The following is a 20288-nucleotide window of genomic DNA, read 5'->3' on the forward strand; positions in this document are numbered from 1 at the left end:
TGACCGGATGCAGGACGAGTACCGCACGGTCGCCCACGCGCGCGTGCACGAGACCGAGGTCAACCGCTCCCGCTTCCTGTGCGCCCTCGCCCCGGCGGCCACCGAGCGGGAGGCCCAGGACTTCATCGCGGCCGTCCGCAAGGAGCACGCCGACGCCTCCCACCACTGCTGGGCGTACGTCATCGGCGCCGACGCCTCCGTCCAGAAGGCGAGCGACGACGGCGAACCCGGCGGCACCGCGGGCGTCCCGATGCTCCAGATGCTGCTGCGCCGCGACATGCGGTACGTCGTCGCCGTCGTCACCCGCTACTACGGCGGCGTCAAACTCGGCGCAGGCGGCCTCATCCGGGCGTACGGCGGCGCGGTCGGCGAGGCCCTCGACACCGCCGGCACCCTCACCCGCCGCCGCTTCCGGCTGGCCACGCTCACCGTGGACCACCAGCGCGCGGGCAAGGTGCAGAACGACCTGCACTCGACCGGCCGCGAGGTACGGGACGTCCACTACGGCGACGCGGTCACCATCGAGATCGCCCTCCCGGACGCCGACGTCGACGCCTTCCGCGCCTGGCTCGCGGACGCCACGGCCGGCACGGCGGGCTTCGAACCGGGCGGCGAGGCGTACGGGTGAAATGTCGGCAACATCCGTTTACGGTGGTCGTCGTGACGGTGCGATACGGGCGTAACCGCCCGGGCTGTCGGACCCGGCCGTTAGTCTCGGGATCATGAGGCTTCTGCACACTTCCGACTGGCATCTCGGCCGGGCGTTCCACCGGGTGAACATGCTCGGCGCCCAGGCCGAGTACATCGGTCACCTCGTCACGGCCGTGCGCGAGCACGAGGTCGACGCGGTGCTCGTGTCGGGAGACGTGTACGACCGCGCGGTGCCCCCGCTCGCCGCGGTGGAGCTCTTCGACGACGCCCTGCACCGGCTCGCCGACCTCGGCGTGCCCACGGTGATGATCTCCGGCAACCACGACTCGGCCCGCCGCCTCGGCGTCGGCGCGGGCCTCATCGGGCGCGCCGGCATCCACCTGCGGACGGACCCGGCGGCGGCCGGCACACCGGTGCTCCTCCAGGACGCCTACGGCGATGTCGCCTTCTACGGCCTGCCCTATCTCGAACCCGCCCTGGTGAAGGACGAGTTCGGCGTCGCGCGGGCCGGACACGAAGCGGTCCTCGCCGCCGCCATGGACCGCGTCCGCGCCGACCTCGCCACCCGCGCGCGGGGCACGCGTTCCGTCGTCCTCGCGCATGCCTTCGTCACCGGCGGCGAACCCAGCGACAGCGAGCGGGACATCACCGTCGGCGGCGTCGCCTCGGTGCCCGCCGGGGTCTTCGACGGCGTCGACTACACGGCGCTCGGGCACCTGCACGGCTGCCAGACGATCACCGAGCGGGTCCGCTACTCCGGCTCCCCGCTGCCGTACTCCTTCTCGGAGAGCGCGCACCGCAAGACCATGTGGCTCGTCGACCTCGGCCCCGGCGGCGAGGTCACCGCCGAGCGGATCGACTGCCCGGTGCCGCGCGCGCTGGCCCGGGTCCGGGGCACCCTGGCGGAGCTGCTCGCCGACCCCGCGCTCGCCCGGCACGAGGAGGCGTGGGTCGAGGCGACGCTCACCGACGCCGTCCGCCCGGCCGACCCGATGGCCCGGCTCACCGAGCGCTTCCCGCACACCCTCAGCCTCGTCTTCGCCCCCGAGCGCGCCCCCGACGACCCGGACGTGTCGTACGCCCGGCGGCTCGCCGACCGCAGCGACCAGGAGATCGCCGAGGACTTCGTGGCCCATGTGCGCGGGGCGGGGCCCGACACCCGCGAGCAGGGCGTGCTGCGCGACGCCTTCGACGCGGTCCGCGCGGACGACGTCGTGCGGGAGGTCGCGCGGTGAGGCTGCACCGGCTCGACGTGACGGCCTTCGGCCCCTTCGGCGGCGCGCAGAGCGTCGACTTCGACGAGCTGTCCGCCGCCGGGCTCTTCCTGCTGCACGGGCCGACCGGTGCCGGCAAGACCTCGATCCTGGACGCCGTCTGCTACGCGCTGTACGGCTCCGTGCCCGGCGCCCGGCAGAGCGGCCAGGGCCTGACCCTGCGCAGCGACCACGCCGCGCCCGGCACCCGCACCGAGGTCACCCTCGAACTCACCGTCGCAGGCCGCCGGTTGGAGATCACCCGGCAGCCGCCCTGGCAGCGGCCCAAGAAGGGCAACAGGCCCGGCACCACGGTCGACAAGGCGCAGAGCTGGCTGCGCGAGTACGACGCGGTGGCCGCCGGCTGGCGGGATCTCAGCCGCTCCCACCAGGAGATCGGCGAGGAGATCACCCAACTGCTCGGCATGAGCCGCGAGCAGTTCTGCCAGGTCGTGCTGTTGCCCCAGGGCGACTTCGCGCGCTTCCTGCGCGCCGACGCCGAAGCGCGCGGCCGGCTGCTGGGCCGGCTGTTCGACACCCAGCGGTTCGCCGACGTCGAGAAGCGGCTCGCCGAGCGCCGCCGCACCACCGAGGCACGCGTGCGTGAGGGCGACGCGGCGCTGCTCGCCGACGCGCACCGGATGCAGCAGGTCGCCGGGGACGCCATGGCGCTGCCCGAGCTCGCCCCGGGCGAACCGGGCCTCGCCGAGGCGGTGCTGACCGCCGCCGCCGTCGCCCGCAGTACCGCCCGCGAGCTGCTGACGACCGCCCACTGCGGCCGCCGCGCCGCCGAGTCCGCCCAGGCCGCCGCCGAACGTGCTCTGGAAGATGTACGGGAACGGGCCCGGTTGCAGCGCCGGTTCACCGAGGCGCGGGAGCGGGCCGCACTGCTTCAGGAGCGGGCCGGCGCCCATCGGGAGGCGCAGGCGCGGATGGAGCGGGCGCGGAAGGCGGAGGCGGTGGCGCCGGCACTGGAGCTGCGCGAGGCCGCCGACGCCGAGCACTCCAGGGCGTCCGCCCGCGCGGCACACGCGCGTGCCCTGCTCCCGGAGCGGTTCGCGGACGCCGGGGCCGCCGGGCTCGCCGCCGCCGCCCGCAAGGCCGCCGAGGAGCTGGGCGGGCTGGAGTCGGCCCGCCGGGGCGAGCGGCGGCTCGCCGACCTCGTCGCCGAGCGGGCGGACCTGGACCGGCAGGAGCGGGACGACGAGGACGTCCTGACCGAGACCGAGACCTGGCTCGCGGGCTGGGACACCGTCCGCGCGGGCCTCCACGCCCGCATCGAGTCCGCCCAGGAGGCCGCCACCCGCGCCGAACAGGCCGACGGCCGACGCGAACCCGCGCAACGCCGCCTGACGGCAGCCCGGCGGCGCGACGAGCTGGCCCGCGACCTCGCGGCGGCCCAGCGCACCGCCCTCACCTCCGCCGAGCAGGCACAGACGGCCCGCACCCACTGGCTCGACCTCAAGGAACAGCGCCTGAACGGCATCGCAGCCGAACTGGCCGCCACCCTCGCCGCGGGTGAGCCCTGCGCCGTCTGCGGCGCCACCGAGCACCCCGCGCCCGCCCGCAAGGTCGCCGGGCACGTCGACCGCGAGGCCGAGGAGCAGGCCCTCACCGCCTACCAGCGCGCCGAGGAACGCCACACCGGGGACGAGCGCAAGCTCGGCCAGGTCCGGGAGACCCTTGCCGCCGCCACCGCCGAGGCGGGCGACACCCCCACCGAGCGGCTCGCCGCCGACGCCCAGGAGCTGGAGCAGGCCTACGCCCGGCACCGGCGGGACGCCTCCGCGCTGCACCCCGCGCGCGAGGAGCTGCGCCAGGCCGAGCAGGAGCACGAACGCCGTACGGCCGCGCAGCGCGAGACCGCGGTGCGGGCCGCTTCCCGGGTCGGCCACCGCGAGCGTTTGGAGCGCGAACGGACCGTACTGGAGGAGGAGTTGACGCAGGCCCGAGGGACGGCCGAGAGCGTCGCCGCGCGGGCCGCGCAACTGGAGCGGCAGGCGGCACGGCTCACCGACGCGGCCGACACCGCGCGCGCCGCAGAGGAGAGCGCCGAGCGCCTCAAAGCGGCCGACGGACGCCTCGACGAGGCCGCGTTCCGGGCCGGCTTCGACACCCCGAGGGCCGCCGCCGACGCCCTCCTCGACGACACCGCCCACCGCGAACTGCAACGGCGGCTGGACGCCTGGCAGTCCGAGGAGGCCGCCGTACGGTCCGTCCTCGCCGAACCCGACACGGCCGCCTCCGCCCAGCAGCCGCCCGCCGACCTCACCGCCGCGGAACGGTGGGCGGCCGACGCGGCCGAACGCCTGCGCGCCGCCGCCTCCGCCCAGGACGCCGCCGCCCGCCGCTGCACGGAACTCGACCAGCTCTCCGCGCGCGCGGCCGATGGTGTACGACGGCTCGCCCCGCTGCGCGAGGAGTACGACCGGGTGGCCCGCCTGGCCGGTCTCACCGCGGGCACCTCCGCCGACAACGAGCGCAAGATGCGCCTGGAGGCGTACGTCCTGGCGGCCCGTCTCGAACAGGTGGCCGCCGCCGCGACCGTCCGGCTGCAACGGATGTCGTCCGGCCGCTACACCCTCGTCCACTCCGACGACCGGGCCGGTCGCGGGCGCAGCGGGCTCGGGCTGCACGTCGTCGACGCCTGGACCGGGCGCGAGCGGGACACGGCCACGCTGTCCGGCGGCGAGACCTTCTTCGCCTCGCTCGCCCTCGCCCTCGGCCTCGCGGACGTCGTCACCGACGAGGCGGGCGGGGTCCGGCTCGACACCCTCTTCATCGACGAGGGGTTCGGCAGCCTCGACGACCAGACCCTCGACGAGGTCCTCGACGTCCTCGACTCCCTGCGGGAACGCGACCGCAGCGTCGGCATCGTCAGCCACGTCGCCGACCTGCGACGGCGCATCCACGCGCAGTTGGAGGTCGTGAAGGGCCGGTCGGGCTCGACCGTGCGCCAGCGGGCCTGAGAAGACCTGTCGGGCCTAGCGGCCCAGTGGGCGCCGGGGCAGGGGTGAGGAGTACACGACGCTCGTGGTGACCGAGCCCAGCGTGCCGATCTTGCCCGACACCTCCTCCAGATGGCGCATCGAACGGGCGGCGACCTTGATCACGAAGCAGTCGTCGCCCGTCACGTGGTGCGCCTCCAGGATCTCGGGCGTGACGGCCACCAGGTCGTGGAACGGCTTGTAGTTGCCGTGGGGATAGCGCAGCCGCACGAACGCCAGGATCGGCAGCCCCAGCCGGTCGGGGTCCACCACGGCGGCGTACCCCTGGATGACGCCCGCCTCCTCCAGCCGGCGCACCCGCTCGGTCACGGCGCTCGCCGACATCGACACGGCCCGCGCCAGATCGGCGAAGCTGGCCCGGCCCTCGCGCTGGAGGACCTCGAGGATGCGCCAGTCGGTGGCGTCCGGGGAATACACGGTCATGACCGAGGAATAGCAGGGGAATCCCCGGCAGGGCAAGGTCCGGGCCGTGGAACGTCCCTTCAAGAAGATGATCAACGGCCGTAGATTTCCTGGTGTCGGACACCACCGGAGAAAGGCCCCCGATGAACGCCACGACCAGCGTGAACCCCGTCCTGCGCGTCGCCCCCGCCGCCCCCGCCGAGGCCGCCGCCTACTTCCGCGCGAGCCTCGTCCTCCACGCCGACGTCTCCGACGTGGCCTCGGTGCTCGCCGCCGGCGGCGACCCGGGCTTCGTCGTCCTGGACTCCCGCTCCACCGCCTCCTGGGACCAGGGCCACATCCCCGGCGCCGTCCACCTGCCCACCGCGTTCATCGCCGAGCAGGCCGAGCAGTTCCTCGACAAGGACGTGCCGGTGGTGACGTACTGCTGGGGCCCCGGCTGCAACGGCGCTGCCCGCGCCGCCCTCGCGCTCGCCGAACTCGGCTACCGGGTCAAGGAGATGCTCGGCGGCTTCGAGTACTGGGTGCGCGAGGGCTTCGCGTTCGAGACCTGGGAGGGCGGCGAGCGGCGCGCCGCCGACCCGCTGACCGCGCCCGTGGACGCGGCCAACTGCGGCTGCTGACGCGCCGCCCGCGGGATCAGAGCCGTGCCAGCTCGTCCACCAGGTCGTCCAGGCCCAGCGAACCCTGCGAAAGGGCCGCCATGTGCCAGGACTTGAGGTCGAAGGCGTCGCCGTGGCGCTCGCGGGCCTTCTCCCGGCCCAGCAGCCAGGCCCGTTCGCCGAGCTTGTAGCCGATCGCCTGGCCGGGAATGCTCAGGTAACGGGTCAGCTCGCTCTCGACGTAGTCCGCCGGGCGGCTGCTGTGCGCGCCGAAGAACTCCTGGGCCAGCTCCGGGGTCCAGCGCTCGCCCGGGTGGAACGGGGAGTGCGCCGGGATCTCCAGCTCCACGTGCATGCCGATGTCGACGATGACCCGGACCGCCCGCATCATCTGCGCGTCCAGGTAGCCGAGCCGCTGCTCCGCGTCCGTGAGGAAGCCGAGCTCGTCCATCAGCCGCTCCGCGTACAGCGCCCAGCCCTCGACGTTGGCGCTGACCGTGCCGACGGAGGCCTGGTAGCGGGAGAGGCTCGCCGCGACGTGCGCCCACTGCGCGAGCTGGAGGTGATGGCCGGGCACACCCTCGTGGTACCAGGTGGAGACCAGGTCGTAGACCGGGAAGCGGGTCTGCCCCATCGTCGGCAGCCAGGTGCGGCCCGGCCGCGAGAAGTCCTCCGACGGGGCCGTGTAGTACGGGGCGGCGGCGCTGCCGGGCGGGGCGATCCGCGACTCCACCTTCCGTACCCGCTCGGCGAGTTCGAAGTGGGTGCCGTCGAGCGCGTCGATCGCCTGGTCCATCAGGCCCTGGAGCCAGTCGCGGATCTCGTCGACGCCGTCGATGTGCCGGCCGTGCTCGTCGAGGTGGGCCAGCGCCACCCAGGGGGTGTCCGCGCCCGGCAGGATCTTCTCGGCCTCCTCCGTCATCTCGGCGAGCAGCCGGTGGTACTCCGCCCAGCCGTACGCGTACGCCTCGTCGAGGTCGAGATCGGTGCCGTTGTAGTAGCGCGTCCAGCGGGCGTACCGCTCCCGGCCGACCGTGTCCGGTGCGCCCTCGGCCGTCGGCGCGTACACGTCGCGCATCCAGTCCCGCAGCTCCACGACCGCCGCGGTCGCCGCGCGGGCCGCCGCGTCCAGCTCGGCGCGCAGTGACTCGGGCAGGGCCTCGGACAGCTCGGCGGGCAGCGACTCGGTTCCGGTGGCCACGAAGTCCTCGAACCAGCCGCGGCCCGTGCCGTCCGGGTCCGACCACTCGGTGAGCTGGGCGACGAACGTGGCGGTCGGGCGCGGCCCGGCGTACAGCTTGCGCTCCAGGCCCAGCGTGAGGGACTCCCGGTAGCCCGCGAGGGCCGCGGGCACCGCGCGCAGCCGCGCGGCGACCGCCGTCCAGTCCTCGGCGGTCCGCGTGGGCGTCAGGGTGAACGCCTCGCGGATGTGGTGCGCGGCCGTGCCCATGTTGCCGACCGAGCGCAGACCCTCGTCGGCCTCGTGCACGGCGAGTTCAGCGGTCAGGCGCTCGCGCAGCAGGCGTGCGCACCGGCGCTCGATGTCACTGTCCGCGCCGGTCCTTCGCTCCGCCTCGTCGAGCTTGGCCAGGGTGTCCCGCGCGAGCCGCGCGAGCGCCTCCTGTCCCTTGGGCGAGAGGTCGGGCAGACGGCTCGAACTCTCCCGCACACCGAGGTAGGTGCCGGTCAGCGGGTCGAGGGCGATGAGATCGTCGACGTACGCGTCGGCGACCTCGCGGGGCAGCGGGCTGTTGGTCTGTGACATGCGCCCCATCCTCGTACGCCGCGCCGCCGCACGTCACGAGGGTTGTCCCGAAACCGCCGTCGGCAGCAGCGGTCCGCACTCCCACTGCTGGAAGATCAGCCGCGTCTCGACGCGGGCCACCTCCCGATGCGCCGTGAACTCGTCGAGCACCAGCCGTTGCAGATCCGCCATGTCCGCGACGGCGACATGGACGAGATAGTCGTCGGGCCCGGTGAGGTGAAAGACCGTCAGCGCCTCCGGCAGCGCCCGTATCCGTTCCACGAACGGCCCCACCAACTCCCGCCGATGCGGCCTGACCTGCACGGACAGCAGCGCCTGCAAGCCCCGCCCCAGCTTGGCCGGATCGAGCCGCAGCCGCTGCCCGAGGATCACGCCCGAGCGGCGCAGCCGCGTCACCCGGTCCAGGCACGTCGACGGCGCGACGCCGATCTGCGCCGCGAGGTCCCGGTAGGTGGTCCGGGCGTCGTTCTGCAGCAGCCGCAGCAACTGGAGATCGACCGCGTCCAGTACGACTGATTCGGCCATACGCCGAACGTAACACGGTGTTCGAATAATCTGAGCCGTTCGATGTTCACCCTGCGGTCCATGGACTCAACCGCTGCGAGCACACACGCGTACGACGATGTACGTACCTCCGGAGCGCCCCGCGCACTGGCCACCGAGGCCGTGCACGCCGGCCGGGACGACCTGGCCCGGCAGGGCCTGCACGCCCCGCCGATCGACCTGTCGACCACCTACCCCTCGTACGACAGCCGCGCCGAGGCCGCCCGCATCGACGCCTTCGCCGCGACCGGCGCGGAGCCGGACGGCCCGCCCGTCTACGGCCGGCTGGGCAACCCGACGGTCGCCCGCTTCGAGACGGCCCTCGCCCGCCTGGAGGGCACCGAGAGCGCCGTCGCCTTCGCCAGCGGCATGGCGGCGCTGAGCGCGGTGCTGCTCGCCCGCGCCTCGATCGGACTGCGGCACGTCGTCGCCGTACGCCCCCTCTACGGCTGTAGCGACCATCTGCTGACGGCCGGGCTGCTCGGCTCGGAGGTCACCTGGACCGACCCGGCAGGCATCGCCGACGCGCTGCGCCCCGACACCGGGCTGGTGATGGTCGAGTCGCCGGCCAACCCCACCCTCGCCGAGGTCGACCTGCGGGCCGTCGCCCATGCCTGCGGCTCGGTGCCGCTGCTCGCCGACAACACCTTCGCCACGCCCGTGCTCCAGCGCCCCGCCGAGCAGGGCGCGCGGCTCGTCCTGCACAGCGCCACCAAGTACCTGGGCGGGCACGGGGACGTTCTGGCGGGCGTGGTCGGCTGCGACGAGGAGTTCGCCGGGCGGCTGCGGCAGATACGGTTCGCCACCGGCGGCGTACTGCATCCGCTGGCCGGCTATCTGCTGCTGCGCGGCCTGTCGACGCTTCCGGTGCGGGTACGGGCCGCCTCGACGACCGCCGCCGAACTCGCCAGGCGACTGGCCGCCGACCCGCGCGTCACCCGCGTCCACTACCCGCGCATCGGCGGCGCGATGATCGCCTTCGAGGTGGCCGGCGACCCGCACGAGGTGATCGCGGGCGTCCGCCTGATCACCCCGGCGGTGAGCCTCGGCAGCGTCGACACGCTCATCCAGCACCCGGCGTCCATCAGTCACCGCATCGTGGACGAGCGGGAGCGCAGGGGCGCGGGCGTGAGCGACCGGCTGCTGCGCCTGTCGGTGGGGCTGGAGGACGTCGAGGATCTGTGGGGGGATCTGGCGGGGGCGTTGGGGGCGTCCGTCAGCGTGTGAGGCGTAAAGGAAGGGCCCGACGGTTGGCCGCCGGGCCCTTCACGCGTTCTGCATGCGTTCCGCATCCGTTGTGCGTCAGTCGCGCGTGACGCGCTCCACGTACCGCTGGGACGGCTCGCGCGTCGCGCTCTTCTCCAGGCGGGCGGTGATCACGAGCGTCCCCTCCTCGATCTGGTAGTCGAGGGGCAGGCCGAGGCCGCGCATGGCGGCGACCATGCCGGTGTTGGAGGACTGCGTCACGGCGTACACGCTGTCGCAGCCCGCGTCGACGGCCATCGCGACCAGCCGGCCGAGGAGTTCGGTGCCGACGCCGCGGCGCTGCCACTGGTCCTCGATCAGCAGCGCGACCTCCGTCTCGTCGCCGTCCCACAGCAGGTGGCCGAGGCCGACGACGCGGCCGGACGGCGTCTGCACGGCCAGGGTGCGGCCGAAGCGGGGGCTGAGCAGGTGGCCGAGGTAGCGGTCGGCGTCGGCGACGGGCCCGTGGTAGCGGATCCCGAGCGTGCGCGCCGAGCACCGCTCGTGCATCGCCTTCGCCGCCTCCAGGTCACCGGTGTCGGCCCGGCGCACGGTGATGTCGTCGCCCTCGGGCAGCGTCAGCACGTCCTGGCCGCGCGGCACCCGCGGCCCGAGCCGGGCGTCGAGCTCCACCAGGGCACGCGCGCGTGCGAACTCGGTCGGGGTGAACGGCAGATACGGCCGCTCCACCGTGATCACTCCGCCCGCCACGGCCCGCAGCCGCAGCACGGTGTCCTCCAGCACGCCCTCCACGGGCACGCCCTCCGGCCCCCGGCCGCTGCCGCCGGCCGTGGCGGGCAGCGAGCGGATCGTGCACCGGCCGAGCAACTGCCGCAGTGCGAGGGGGAGTTCAGCCGCGTCGAGGGCGGTGCGGGTGGCCAGGCCCAGGACCCGGGTCGGCGCGTCCACCAGATCGTGGGCGTCGGCCCGCTCGATCCAGGTGCCCGAGCCGCCCGCCAGCGCGAGGGCACGGGTGATCTCGGCCGCCGCGAGGGATCCGGGGGCGCGCAGCAGGAACTCGTCCACCGTGTCCTCGCCCAGCGGGTGCGTCTGGAGGCTCAGGATGTCCACCCGGTGGCCGGCGAGCGCCACGCACAGCGCGGCCAGCGACCCCGGGGCGTCCTTCACCGTCGTCCGCATCCGCCACAGGGTGGACTCCTCGGCGACCTCGGAGGGGAACTCGGACGGCCCGGCCTGCGACTCCTCGGAGCGCGGCCGGGCGTCCGTATCGGTATCGGTGTCGGTGTCGCCGGTCGGCGGCGCGTGACCGTGGCGGCGTGCCCACCATGTGTGGAACCCGGCCGTGGCGACGAGTACGGCGGCGGAGACGCTCAGCAGCGCGGGACCGCCGGGGCCGTGCCCCACGAGGTTCGCCACGCCGTCGGCCACCGTGACGGCCGTGAAGAGCGCGGCGAGTTCCACCACGTCCCGCCGCCAGTGGTGCACAGGGCGCCCGCGCTTCGCGCGCATCACATCAGACGTGTCTCGAGTCATACGGCCACTGTGAAGGAACGGTGTTGCGTGATCACGAACGCACTGTGACCGACGGGTAAAGGTTCCTAATGCCCGTTTTGTTAATTCTTGTACGACCACACGGTGCGCAGGGCTGTCACGACCGCACCGCGCACCGGGGGATGACGCCGGTACGCGGCACGTATGTCGAGGGTACGGGACGCCGGACGGCCGTCTGGATCCGCCGGCCGGCTACTGCCCGACCCGGCCCGGCTGCAACACCTGTGTGAACAGCACGGTGCCGTCCTGCTCGCGCAACCGGACCGTCAACTCGCCGCTGTCGCCGTCGATGTCGACCTCGCCGAAGAACTGGTAGCCCTCCGCGGGCGACACGTTCGCGGCGGTCGGCGCCTTCACGAACACCCGCTCGGGACCGAAGGTGTTGTCGAGCGCGCTGGCCGGGAACGCGCCCGCGTTGAGCGGACCGGAGACGAACTCCCAGAACGGCTCGAAGTCGGTGAACGCGGCCCGCGCGGGCTGGTAGTGCTGCGCCGAGGTGTGGTGCACGTCGGCCGTCAGCCACACCGTGCCGGTGATCCGCCGGTGCTTGATGTACCGCAGCAGCTCGGCGATCTGCAGCTCACGGCCGAGCGGCGCGCCCGGGTCGCCCTGCGCCACGGCCTCGATGTTCGCCCTCCCCTCGGTGGCGTCCGGCACGACGAGCCCGAGCGGCATGTCGGCGGCGAGCACCTTCCACACCGCACGCGAGCGCGACAACTCCCGCTTGAGCCACTCCAGTTGCTCGGCGCCGAGGATGCCCTGCGGGTCCACGGTCTGGTCGTCGGGCGAGTTGGCGTCGCGGTACGTCCGCATGTCCAGGACGAACACGTCGAGCAGCGGACCGTGCCGTACGACCCGGTGGACGCGGCCCTCCCTGGCCCCCGGACGCAGGCTGGAGACCGGGAAGTACTCGCTGAACGCCCGCCGGGCGCGCCCCGCGAGCACATCCACGCTCTTCTCCGTGTCACGGGCGTCGGAGTCGGCGATCACCTCGCCCGGGTACCAGTTGTTGCGGACCTCGTGGTCGTCCCACTGGATGATCGACGGCACCTGCGCGTTGAACCGGCGCAGATTCTGATCCAGCAGGTTGTAGCGGAAGTTGCCGCGGAACTCGGCGAGGGTCTCGGCGACCTTCGCCTTCTCCTCGGTGGTGACGTTCCGGTAGAGGCTGCCGTCGGGCAGCGCCTGGGTCGCCGCCACGGGGCCGTCGGCGTAGATGTTGTCGCCGCTGCACAGGAAGAAGTCGGGGTCGAGCTTCGCCATCGCGTCGTAGATGCGGTAGCCGCCGAGGTCCGGGTTGATGCCCCAGCCCTGGCCCGCGAGATCCCCGGACCACAGGAAACGCACCCCGCGCCGACGCCCGAGGGGCACGGTGCGGAAGGTGCCGGTCACCGGCTCGCCGGTGCGGCGCGGGTCGTCCGGGTCGGCGAGCAGCACCCGGTAGTGGATCTGCTCACCGGCGGGCAGCCCGTGCAGCCGGGTCGTGCCGGTGAAGTCCGTACCGGCGCCGAGCAGCGGACCGTGCCAGCGGTGTGCGCCGCGGAACGACTCGGTCGCCGCGGTCTCGACGACCATCCGCGCCGGCCGGTCGGACCGCACCCACACCAGCCCGGAGTCGGAGGCCACGTCCCCGGCCTGCACCCCCCACCCCGCCCGGGGCCGCCCGGACAGCGCGAAGGCGGGCGGCGCGCCGACCGCGGCGGGCAGGGCCAGGGCCGCGGACGCGGCGAGCGAGCCGCGCAGGACGCCGCGGCGCCCGGGAAGGGGACGGAGTGGAGTGACATGAGGGGGCCTCCAGGGACGGGAACCGGCCGGTGTGCACAGCCACACCTACTGGTCCGCCGCAGCGCTCACGGAAACCACAAGTGAACAACTGCCCGCACCCACACGGGCTCCGACCCGCCTCACCGCCCGGCAGCCTCCCTCATCAGCCGCACCCCGTCCCGAATCCGCACGGGCGACACCTGCGCATACCCGAGCACGAGACACACGCCCTCCACGCGGTTCCCATCGCCTCCGGCACACGCGTGTGCATACGCGGCGAGCGCACACACCTCGATTCCGGCGGCGGCCATCCGTTCCAGAAACCGCCCCTGAGGCCCGTACCGCCGCGGCAGTTCGGCGATGACGTGCAGCCCGGCCGCGATCCCCGACACCCGCGCGCCGGGGAAGTGCTCCTGGAGCGCGTCCACGAGGGCGTCGCGGCGCTCCCGGTAGGCGCGCTGGCAGCGGCGCAGTTGGCGGTCGTGGTCGCCGCGCTCCACGAACCGGGCGAACAGTGCCTGATCGAGGGTGGGATGGCCGAGGTCCATCGTCCGTTTGCGCTCGACGACCTCCTCGGCCAGCGCCTCGGGGACGAGTAGCCAGCCCAGCCGCAGTCCCGGCGCGAGGGACTTGCTGACCGACCCGGTGTAGGCGACGCGCTCCGGGTCGAGGCCCTGGAGCGCGCCCACGGGGGCACGGTCGTAGCGGAAGTCGCCGTCGTAGTCGTCCTCCAGGATGAAGCCGTCCACCGCCCGCGCCCAGTCGAGCAGCTCGGCACGCCGCCGCGCGGAGTACACGATCCCGGTGGGGAACTGGTGGGCCGGCGTCGTCGCCAGGGCCCGTACACCGGACGCCCGGAGCGCTCCCATGGCCGGCCCCTCGTCGTCGAGCGGGAGCGGTACGGCGGTGACGCCCGCCGCCGCGTACAGGGAGCTGTGCTGCGGGCTGCCGGGGTCCTCGACGCCGACGGCGGCCATCCCGCGCGCGTGCAGCGCGAGGCCGAGCAGCGCCGTGGCCTGGGCCACGCCGGAGACGACCAGCAGGCGCTCCGGGTCGGCGACCACGCCCCGGCGACGGGCCAGGAGTCCGGCGAGCGCGGTGCGCAGCCGGGGCAGCCCGCGCGGGTCGGGATAGCCGAGCTCGTGGTGGGGCAGCTCGGCGAGCACACCCCGCTGCGCGGCCGCCCAGGCCGCGCGCGGGAACAGCGACAGGTCCGGTGTTCCCGGCACGAAGTCGGCCCGCGCGCCCGGGAAGCGCGGAGCGAGGTCACGCGCGCGTGGCAGGGCCGCCCGGACGGCGCCGCCCACCCAGGTACCGGCACCCCGGCCGCTGCGCAGATAGCCCTCGGCCGTCAACTGCTCGTACGCCTCCGTGACCAGCCCGCGCGACACCCCGAGGTCGGCGGCGAGGTCCCGGCTCGACGGCAGCCGGGTGCCCTGCGCGAGCCGCCCCGAGCGCACCGCGTCCCGCAGCGCCGCCTGAAGCGCACGGCCACGCGCGCGTGCCGGGGCGGCAGCGGCCGACAGGAGCACCTCCCAGGCCGCCGAGGGGTCGGACGGCCCGTCAGGACCGGTACCCCGATTGGTCCCCGATGACGTCATGGAAGTGGACCTTAGACCGGGCCGCCGTCGTTCCTAGGGTCACGTCCATGAACACCGCCACCGCGCGCGGGTGCCTGCTCGCCGCGCTCGCCTGCGTCCTCGTCGGAGCGTCCTTCACCGCCAACAGCGTCCTCGGCGCCTACCCCCACGCGGGCGGCCAGGCCCTGCGCTACGGCCTCGCCTTCCTGCTCCTCGTACCCCTGACCGGCGCGGATGCCCGGGTCCGGCTGCGCGCGCTCACCGCCCGCCATTGGGTGCGCCTCGCGCTGCTCGCGGCCGTCGGGATGGTCGGCTTCAACCTGGCCGTGCTGGCCGCGGAGCGCTCCGCGGAACCCGCCGTCCCCGGTGTCTTCGTCGGCTGCGCGCCCGTCGTCGTGGCCGTCGTCCTTCCGCTCCTGGCGGGACGGCGGCCCCGGCTCCCGGTCCTGTGCGGGGCGTCGCTGGTCGCGATCGGCGCGTTCGCGGTGCAGGGGTGGGGGCGTACGGACGGCGCGGGCATCGCCTGCTCGGTCGGCGCGCTGGCCGGGGAGGTCGGCTTCGCGGTGCTGGCCGGGCCCGTCCTGCGGCCGCTGGGCCCGCGGCTGCTGTCGGCCACCGTGTGCGGGCTCGCCGCGGTCGAATCGGCCGCGCTCGGCCTGTGGGCCGACGGCGGCGGGTGGCTGCGGCGGCCGGACGGCGGGGAGGCCGCCGCGCTGCTGTGGCAGGCGACGGTCGTCACCGTCGTCGGCTTCGTGTGCTGGTACATGGCCATGCAGCGGATCGGAGCGGAGCGCGTCGCGCTCTTCTCCGGCCTCATCCCCGTCGCCGCGGCCTGCACCGCCCCGCTCGTCGGAACGGGCTCCTACGGCCCCGCCCAGGCCGTCGGCAGCGCCCTTGTCGGGGCCGGGGTCGTCCTGGGGGCGGGGGTGTCGAGCCGTGCCGTCAGGGGCTCAGTGGCTGCCGTCGAGGATCACGCGGGCGACGAGCGCCGGGTCGTCGTTCATCGGGCAGTGGCCGCAGCCGGGCAGCCGTACCAGGCGCGCGGCCGGGATGGCCTGCTTGGCGCGCAGGCCCTGGCGGCGCACGAGCAGCCAGTCGCGGGTGCCCCAGGCGACCGTGACCGGGATGCCGGGGAGGTCGTCGGTGAACCGGACGGTGGTGCCGGCCCGCAGGGTCTGGTCGAACCCGGTGGCCTGGGCCAGGGCCAGCGTCTCGGCGACCACGGCCTCGGGTGAACGGCGGCTCGGACGGGCGTAGATGGTGCTGGTGAGGGCCGTACGGCCGGCCGCCGTGCTCGCCATCCGCTCGACGAGAGGCAGCGGCAGCCGGCGGGAGACCTGCCGCATCGTCATCAGGACGCCGAACGCGTAGCGCCGTTCGGCCTCCGACCAGAACCCGGCCGGGGACAGCGCGGTGACGGTCCGTACGAGCTTCTCCCGGCCGAGTTCCAGGGCGAGCAGACCGCCGAGGGAGTTGCCGGCCACGTGCGGGCGGTCCAGGCCCAGCGCCTCGCAGAAGGCGCCGAACACGCCGGCCGTCGTGGGCAGGTCGTAGGCGAGCCCGTCCGGCAGGGCCGGGGAGACGCCGAAGCCGGGCAGGTCCACGGCGATCACGTCGCGCTCGGCGGCCAGGATGTCCAGCACCGGGTCCCAGGCCTGCCGGTGGTGACCGATGCCGTGCAGCAGGAGCAGCGGCTCGCCCGCGCCCACGCGCGCGTAGGAGACGGTGACGGGCAGCGGGCCACTGGGGGAGGGGACCGTGAAGGAGGCGGTGGCGGTTGCGGTGGCTGTGGCGGACATGGGCAGCTCCTCGTCTGGACTGGCCGGGGACGTCCTGGACGCGACGTGTGAGACGCGGCGCTGAGGCGTGACGACGGGGGTGGGACGACTGGGGCGTGACGACTGGGGTGGGATGACTGGGGTGGGACGGGCGTCTCGGGCGACGCGACGCCTTAGACAGCTTGTCAGCAATTGCTACTGGCGGGTAGTCCCAAGTCAACGCGTCCTGCGCAGCTCCAGGTTGAAGTCCGCGTGGCCGAAGGCGCGCATGAGGTCGAGCCACAGCGGCAGCCACATCTCCACGCCGCGCGCCGCCCGGATGCCGCCCAGGTCGAGCACCCGGTCCGCCGGCCAGCCGAAGTCGCCTAGCAGCGCCGTGACGTGCTCCTTGGCGTCCGCGTCGTCCCCGCACACGAACACCTGGTGCCCGCCCGGCACGCGCGCGGGATCCACCATCACCTGGCAGTTGACGGTGTTGAGGGACTTCACCACGCGCGCGTGCGGAAACGCCCGCTGGATCTGCTCGCCCACGCTGTCCGACTCCACGGGCGACAGCCGCGCCTCCCCGCCCTCGAACGCCAGCGGGTTGGAGACGTCCAGGACGACCTTCCCGTCCAGGCGGGACGCCCCGGCGGCCTCCAGCGCGGCCAGCGAGGCCCGCCCGGCCACCGCGTTCACGACCACCTCGGCGACCTCGGCCGCCTCCGCGAACGTACCGGCGCTCGCCGCCGCGCCCGCGCCCCGCGCCCATTCCAGCGCCGCCGGATTGTCCTTCGTGCGCGAACCCAGGACCACCGTGTGCCCCAACTCCACCAGCTTTCCGCCCAGTGTGCGACCGACCTCGCCCGTACCCAGCACCGCGTACCGCACTGCGACCTCCCGTTCGTCGGACCAGACCATCCGTCACGTTAATTCCCGACCGCCCCGGGAGCCCGCCTTTCACGACGGGGACATTGCCGGAGTGTCACGAAAACCCGCCGGTGCGAACGCCCCGTAAACGCTTTCCCTCCGGAATGCCCTCGCCCCCGGCAGGGTTCGACAATTGGTCTTGACCAGGGGTGGGGGCCGCCTTATGGTCGCAGAGAAGTGCAACAACCTTTAATAAACAAGGGCGCGAAAAACGCCGCCGGACCACGGCGATTGCGGAGGACAGGGTGGGGACCACGCAACTGGAATCGGTACCGGAACCGAAGTACTGGCATCTCAAGACCGTGCTCAGTGAGGCACTCGACTCCGAATTCACGGTGGGCGAGATCCTGCCCAACGAGCGTGACCTGGCGGCCCGTTTCGGCGTCGCCCGCGCGACGCTCCGGCAGGCACTGGAGCAGCTCGAACTGGAAGGCCGGCTGAACCGCCGCCGGGGTGTCGGCACGACCGTCGCTCCGCCGCGGATGGGCGTCGCCGTCGGCACCGGGCAGCAGGTCTGGCCGGGCACCGGGGACGACACCTGGCAGGCGGTGGACTGCACGCTCGCGGCACCGCCCGCGGCCGTCGCCACCGCCCTGGAGACCCCACGCGACCACGCCGTGCACATCGTGCGCCGCTCGCGGGTCTCGCACGGCCAGCCCGTCGCCGCCGAACTGCTCTACGTCCCCCGGACGTCGGTGCCCGACCTGCCCGCGCTCGACACCCCGTCCGGAGCGGCCTCCGAAGCGGCACGCGCGCGTGCGGTGCTGCGCGAACTGCAGCGCCTGGAACTCCAGGGCCAGGACCGCGCCGTGGAGCTGGGCTCGGCCCGCGCGGCCGACGCCAGGGAACTCGACCGGCTCCCCGGCGCGCCCGTCCTCGTCCTCACCACCCGGTTCTTCGCCGAGGGCCGCACCGCGGCGCTCTCCGTCGCGACCTACCGCGCGGACACCTGCCGGCTGACGTTCGGCGCGTCCGGCGGCGTGGAGATCCACCACGGCCCGGCACAGCAGGCGTCCTGACCGCCCCGCCCGAGCGAGGACATGTCCCGTGCCCCGGAACTCCTCCGGGGCGCGGCGCGTTCCACCGGTGACTGCCGGTCACCGCCCGGCAGTCACCACCGCCGTAGCCACCGCCGCCGTAGTCGCCCCACACCCGTCAGGCTCCTGAACGGCCCGCACCCCGCCCGAGCGAGGACACATCCCGTGCCCCGGAACTCCACCGGGGTGCGGCACGTTCCACTGGTGGCTGCGGGTCACCGCCCCGCAGTCACCACCGCCGTACCCACCCGTCCCACCGTCCCGCAGTCACCGCCGGGCCGTCACCGTCCCGTCCACCGCGAACAACTGCTCCTCCACATGGTCGAGGGCGAGTCGCAGCGCCCCCGTCGCCACCGCCGCCTCGCCGAGCAGCGACAGGGCCACCTTCGGTGGCCGCAGACAGTAGCGCGCCAACTCCTGCCGCAGCGGCTCCAGCACACCGTCGAGACCGACCGCCCAGCCGCCGACCACGACCAGCTCCGGGTCGAGCGCCAGGACCAGCGCGGCCACGTCGTGCACCAGCCGCTGGATGAAGCGGTCCACGGCCGCCCGCGCCCGCTGGTCGCCCTCGCGCGCCCGCGTGAACACCTTCGCGACGGCCTGCTCGTCCAGCGCATGCAGCGGCTCGTCCGTCGTGGACAGCAGCGTCTCCGGGGTCACCTGCCGGCCCAGCAGATGCAGCGCGCCGATCTCCCCAGCCGCCCCGCCGTACCCCCGGTGCAGCCGCCCCCCGATCAGCGAGCCGGCGCCCGGACTGAGCCCGGCCAGCACGAACACGACGTCGTCGGACTCGGTGGCCGACCCCTTCCAGTGCTCGGCCACGGCCGCCGCGTTGGCGTCGTTCTCCACCAGCACCGGACACTTGAAGGAACGGCTCAGCCGCTCGCCCAGCCGCAGCCCCGTCCACTCGGGCAGCGCCGTGCCCAGCCGTATCGTCCCGTCCGCCTCGACGATCCCGGGGGTGGCGACCCCCACCGCCCGCAGCGAGCTGCGCGGCACCCCGGCCCGGCGCAGCAGCTCGGCGACCGCCGTGCGCAGCCGCTCCAGCCGCTCGTCCGCCGGGGCCCGCTCGTCGACGTCCTTGGCCTGCGCGCCCAGCAGCCGGCCGTCCAGGTCGGACAGCAGCGCGGCCACCCGGTGCGACCCGATCTCCAGACCCAGCAGATGCCCGGCCTCCGCCCGGAACCGGTACCGCCGCGCGGGCCGCCCCTGCCGCCGCGCGGCGCCCTCCTCGGCCGCCTGCTCGACGACCAGCCCCGCCGCCGTGAGGTCCTCGACGACCCCCTCGACGGTCGGCCGGGACAGCCCCGTCACCCGGGTGATCTCCGTCAGCGTCGCGCGGTCCGCGGCACGCAGCGCGTGCAGCACCACCGCCGAATTGATCCTTCGCAACAGCGAGGGATCCCCGCCGGTCAGTTGCCCCAACCGTCCGTCCTCCCAGCTCGTGCGCGTGTGGGCGGATCGTACTCGGCGGGAGGGACCCCGGCGAGTGAAGAATCCGTACCGATGCAGTCACGCACCACCCGCCCCACACGACTCGCCCCGCACCGCTCACGCCGCACCGCTCACCCCGGCGCGACGAACCCCGACTCGTAAGCCGTGATCACCGCCTGCGTGCGGTCCCGCGCTCCGAGCTTCGCCAGTACCGCGCTGACATGCGACTTGACCGTCTCCGTGCCGACGACGAGCCGCACGGCGATCTCCGCGTTCGACAGCCCGCGCGCCATCAGCCGCAGCACGTCGGCCTCCCGCTCGGTCAGCCGGGCCCGCTCCATGGTGTTCCGGGCAGCCCGGTTGCCGCCCCCTTCGCCGTACGCGGCGGTCAGCCGCCGCACCGACGCCGGGAACAGCAGCGACTCGCCCTCGGCGACCAGCCGCACCGCGTGCACGATGTCGGAGGGCCGGGCCCGCTTCAGCAGAAACCCGTCAGCACCCGCGCGCAGCGCCTCGTACACGTACTCGTCGTTCTCGAAGGTCGTCACGACCAGGATCTTCGGCGGCGCGTCCACTGTCCGCAGCACCGCGCGCGTGGCCTCGATGCCGTCCATCAGCGGCATCCGTACGTCCATGGCGACGACGTCCGGCCGCAGTTGCCGCACAAGCGGAATCACCGCCGCCCCGTCCGCCGCCTCCCCGACGACCTCGATGTCCGACTGCGCCTCCAGGATGGCCCGCAGGCCCGCGCGGACGAGAGGTTCGTCATCGACGAGAAGAACGGTGACCGGCATCCACTCACCCT

16 protein-coding genes and 1 pseudogene are annotated in these 20288 nt (G+C 74.0%); 7 read left to right on the forward strand and 10 right to left on the reverse strand.

Annotated elements, in window-relative coordinates:
• The first annotated feature begins 7 nt into the window (after window positions 1-7).
• From BMZ82_RS02865 to BMZ82_RS02875, 3 genes are all read left to right on the forward strand, one after another.
• Window positions 8-628 (forward strand): YigZ family protein, encoded by a 621-nt coding sequence (locus tag BMZ82_RS02865; RefSeq protein WP_093771290.1) that lies wholly within the window; start codon window positions 8-10, stop codon window positions 626-628.
• A gap of 94 nt (window positions 629-722) precedes the next feature.
• Entirely contained in the window at window positions 723-1886 is a 1164-nt protein-coding gene (locus BMZ82_RS02870; RefSeq protein ID WP_093771292.1) for an exonuclease SbcCD subunit D, read from the forward strand.
• The gene (locus tag BMZ82_RS02875) at window positions 1883-4873 is read left to right on the forward strand and encodes an AAA family ATPase (protein WP_093771294.1); all 2991 of its coding nucleotides are present in this window, start codon (window positions 1883-1885) and stop codon (window positions 4871-4873) included. Before BMZ82_RS02870 ends, BMZ82_RS02875 begins: the two co-directional genes overlap by 4 nt.
• Window positions 4874-4888: 15 nt before the next feature.
• On the opposite strand, the gene BMZ82_RS02880 is transcribed toward BMZ82_RS02875, so the two are convergent.
• Window positions 4889-5335, reverse strand: a complete 447-nt coding sequence (locus BMZ82_RS02880) for an Lrp/AsnC family transcriptional regulator (RefSeq protein ID WP_093771844.1) — start codon at window positions 5333-5335, stop codon at window positions 4889-4891.
• 122 nt (window positions 5336-5457) lie between these two features.
• Between BMZ82_RS02880 and BMZ82_RS02885 the strand changes: the two genes are divergently transcribed.
• Window positions 5458-5937 (forward strand): rhodanese-like domain-containing protein, encoded by a 480-nt coding sequence (locus BMZ82_RS02885; RefSeq protein WP_093771296.1) that lies wholly within the window; start codon window positions 5458-5460, stop codon window positions 5935-5937.
• Between the two features lie 16 nt (window positions 5938-5953).
• Here the strand turns inward: BMZ82_RS02885 and BMZ82_RS02890 are convergent, their stop codons facing one another.
• Together BMZ82_RS02890 and BMZ82_RS02895 are read right to left on the reverse strand one after the other, a co-directional pair.
• Window positions 5954-7681, reverse strand: a complete 1728-nt coding sequence (locus BMZ82_RS02890) for a DUF885 domain-containing protein (protein WP_093771298.1) — start codon at window positions 7679-7681, stop codon at window positions 5954-5956.
• A 33-nt stretch (window positions 7682-7714) separates the two neighbouring features.
• Entirely contained in the window at window positions 7715-8206 is a 492-nt protein-coding gene (locus BMZ82_RS02895; protein ID WP_093771300.1) for an Lrp/AsnC family transcriptional regulator, read from the reverse strand.
• A 60-nt stretch (window positions 8207-8266) separates the two neighbouring features.
• Between BMZ82_RS02895 and BMZ82_RS02900 the strand changes: the two genes are divergently transcribed.
• A complete protein-coding gene (locus BMZ82_RS02900) occupies window positions 8267-9451 on the forward strand; it encodes a trans-sulfuration enzyme family protein (RefSeq protein ID WP_093771846.1) in 1185 nt (394 codons plus the stop codon).
• A gap of 75 nt (window positions 9452-9526) precedes the next feature.
• On the opposite strand, the gene BMZ82_RS02905 is transcribed toward BMZ82_RS02900, so the two are convergent.
• From BMZ82_RS02905 to BMZ82_RS02915, 3 genes are all read right to left on the reverse strand, one after another.
• On the reverse strand, window positions 9527-10915 hold the full coding sequence (locus BMZ82_RS02905) for a GNAT family N-acetyltransferase (RefSeq protein WP_093771302.1): 1389 nt from the start codon (window positions 10913-10915) through the stop codon (window positions 9527-9529).
• A 258-nt stretch (window positions 10916-11173) separates the two neighbouring features.
• Window positions 11174-12805: an alkaline phosphatase D family protein gene (locus BMZ82_RS02910; protein ID WP_093771848.1), complete on the reverse strand. Its 1632-nt coding sequence runs from the start codon at window positions 12803-12805 to the stop codon at window positions 11174-11176.
• 80 nt (window positions 12806-12885) lie between these two features.
• Window positions 12886-14346, reverse strand: coding sequence for a MocR-like pyridoxine biosynthesis transcription factor PdxR (locus tag BMZ82_RS02915; RefSeq protein WP_093771304.1), 1461 nt, complete (start codon window positions 14344-14346; stop codon window positions 12886-12888).
• Between the two features lie 47 nt (window positions 14347-14393).
• On the opposite strand from BMZ82_RS02915, the pseudogene BMZ82_RS02920 reads away from it, so the two are divergent.
• Window positions 14394-15230: pseudogene (locus BMZ82_RS02920) on the forward strand (DMT family transporter); the annotation flags it as partial.
• A gap of 45 nt (window positions 15231-15275) precedes the next feature.
• Here the strand turns inward: BMZ82_RS02920 and BMZ82_RS02925 are convergent.
• Together BMZ82_RS02925 and BMZ82_RS02930 are read right to left on the reverse strand one after the other, a co-directional pair.
• The gene (locus tag BMZ82_RS02925; RefSeq protein WP_093771306.1) at window positions 15276-16124 is read right to left on the reverse strand and encodes an alpha/beta fold hydrolase; all 849 of its coding nucleotides are present in this window, start codon (window positions 16122-16124) and stop codon (window positions 15276-15278) included.
• A gap of 195 nt (window positions 16125-16319) precedes the next feature.
• On the reverse strand, window positions 16320-16973 hold the full coding sequence (locus tag BMZ82_RS02930; protein WP_093771850.1) for an NADPH-dependent F420 reductase: 654 nt from the start codon (window positions 16971-16973) through the stop codon (window positions 16320-16322).
• Between the two features lie 284 nt (window positions 16974-17257).
• On the opposite strand from BMZ82_RS02930, the gene BMZ82_RS02935 reads away from it, so the two are divergent.
• Window positions 17258-18031, forward strand: coding sequence for a GntR family transcriptional regulator (locus BMZ82_RS02935; protein ID WP_093771308.1), 774 nt, complete (start codon window positions 17258-17260; stop codon window positions 18029-18031).
• A 285-nt stretch (window positions 18032-18316) separates the two neighbouring features.
• On the opposite strand, the gene BMZ82_RS02940 is transcribed toward BMZ82_RS02935, so the two are convergent.
• Window positions 18317-19474, reverse strand: a complete 1158-nt coding sequence (locus BMZ82_RS02940; protein ID WP_093771310.1) for an ROK family transcriptional regulator — start codon at window positions 19472-19474, stop codon at window positions 18317-18319.
• 140 nt (window positions 19475-19614) lie between these two features.
• Window positions 19615-20277 (reverse strand): response regulator, encoded by a 663-nt coding sequence (locus BMZ82_RS02945; protein WP_093771312.1) that lies wholly within the window; start codon window positions 20275-20277, stop codon window positions 19615-19617.
• Between the last annotated feature and the right edge of the window lie 11 nt (window positions 20278-20288).

Source organism: Streptomyces sp. yr375, assembly GCF_900110755.1.
Lineage (GTDB): Bacteria > Actinomycetota > Actinomycetes > Streptomycetales > Streptomycetaceae > Streptomyces.

What these genes read in the sequence shown, in the direction of transcription:
- BMZ82_RS02925 (WP_093771306.1), bottom strand. Translation starts at nt 16,124, where the DNA reads ATGTCCGCCACAGCCACCGCAACCGCCACCGCCTCCTTCACGGTCCCC.
- BMZ82_RS02865 (WP_093771290.1), top strand. Translation starts at nt 8, where the DNA reads ATGCAGGACGAGTACCGCACGGTCGCCCACGCGCGCGTGCACGAGACC.
- BMZ82_RS02945 (WP_093771312.1), bottom strand. Translation starts at nt 20,277, where the DNA reads ATGCCGGTCACCGTTCTTCTCGTCGATGACGAACCTCTCGTCCGCGCG.
- BMZ82_RS02880 (WP_093771844.1), bottom strand. Translation starts at nt 5,335, where the DNA reads ATGACCGTGTATTCCCCGGACGCCACCGACTGGCGCATCCTCGAGGTC.
- BMZ82_RS02900 (WP_093771846.1), top strand. Translation starts at nt 8,267, where the DNA reads ATGGACTCAACCGCTGCGAGCACACACGCGTACGACGATGTACGTACC.
- BMZ82_RS02915 (WP_093771304.1), bottom strand. Translation starts at nt 14,346, where the DNA reads ATGACGTCATCGGGGACCAATCGGGGTACCGGTCCTGACGGGCCGTCC.
- BMZ82_RS02890 (WP_093771298.1), bottom strand. Translation starts at nt 7,681, where the DNA reads ATGTCACAGACCAACAGCCCGCTGCCCCGCGAGGTCGCCGACGCGTAC.
- BMZ82_RS02870 (WP_093771292.1), top strand. Translation starts at nt 723, where the DNA reads ATGAGGCTTCTGCACACTTCCGACTGGCATCTCGGCCGGGCGTTCCAC.
- BMZ82_RS02895 (WP_093771300.1), bottom strand. Translation starts at nt 8,206, where the DNA reads ATGGCCGAATCAGTCGTACTGGACGCGGTCGATCTCCAGTTGCTGCGG.
- BMZ82_RS02885 (WP_093771296.1), top strand. Translation starts at nt 5,458, where the DNA reads ATGAACGCCACGACCAGCGTGAACCCCGTCCTGCGCGTCGCCCCCGCC.